Source organism: Streptomyces globisporus (assembly GCF_003501885.1).
Taxonomy (GTDB): domain Bacteria; phylum Actinomycetota; class Actinomycetes; order Streptomycetales; family Streptomycetaceae; genus Streptomyces; species Streptomyces globisporus_D.
The window spans coordinates 1-830 of record NZ_QWFA01000406.1 but is presented as its reverse complement, the minus strand read 5'-3'; the positions used below and the strand labels follow the sequence as shown (position 1 = coordinate 830).

Genomic DNA, 830 nt, shown 5'->3' with positions numbered 1-830 from the left:
GTACGGGGTCGCTCTCCCCCGGACGGGGGGCGGGGGCCGTGGGGTCCTGGTCGCCGCGGATCGCGATGGCGGCCAGTTCCGGCTCCTGGCCGGGGGCCGGGGCGCAGGCGACGTCGAGTCCGGGCGGCGCGGTCGGCTCACCGGCCTCCGTGAGTGAGGTCAGCGCGAGGCCGAGCGCGTCGGGGGCGAGCGTCGCGCGTCCTGGGCTGCCGAAGGTGACCGTCGGCACGTCCCCGGTCGCGGTGAGGGTCAACGCGCCGTCACGGTCCCCCTCACTCTCGCCTTCGCCCGGCGTGGGCAGCTCCGTCGGCGGGGCGGTCAGGTCCTGCCATGAGGCATCGGCGGACGTGTCGCCGACGCTGTTGCGGACGGTGAGCCGTGCGACGGCCGACAGGGTGGCGGCGTCCAGGCCGGCGAACCGGGCGAGCGCCGTCGGTGGCAGGGTCACCTCGACCGCCACCTGAGCGGGGCGGATCTCCTCGCCCGTACGGGCCGAGGTGGGGAGCACGGCCGAGACGACGACGTCCACCTCCTCGGGCCCGGAGGGGAAGGGGCAGGTGTAGCGGAGGGCGACCTCCGACTTCTGTTCCGCGGCGGCCGATTCGGCGCTGGGAACGAGTGCGGTGGCGACGACGAGCGCCCCGCCCACGGCCCAGTGGATCGGTCGTCTCGCTGCGGCGCGTGCATCGACGGTCATACGGATGTGTCCTTCCGGCGCGCGTGGGCCCAGAGGGCGGGCGGCTGCGGAGCGGGTCCGGTGTGCGGCGGCGGCTCTACGGGCGGCGGCCGGGCGGGCCGCGGGCGGACTTCGGGGCGGGGTCGGGCTTCGG

At 76.7% G+C, this 830-nt stretch carries 1 protein-coding gene; it reads right to left on the bottom strand.

Features of this window, described 5'->3' with window-relative positions:
• Positions 1-697: DUF6801 domain-containing protein (locus D3105_RS34010; RefSeq protein WP_338104035.1), on the bottom strand; the 697-nt coding region annotated here is incomplete at its 3' end.
• Between the last annotated feature and the right edge of the window lie 133 nt (positions 698-830).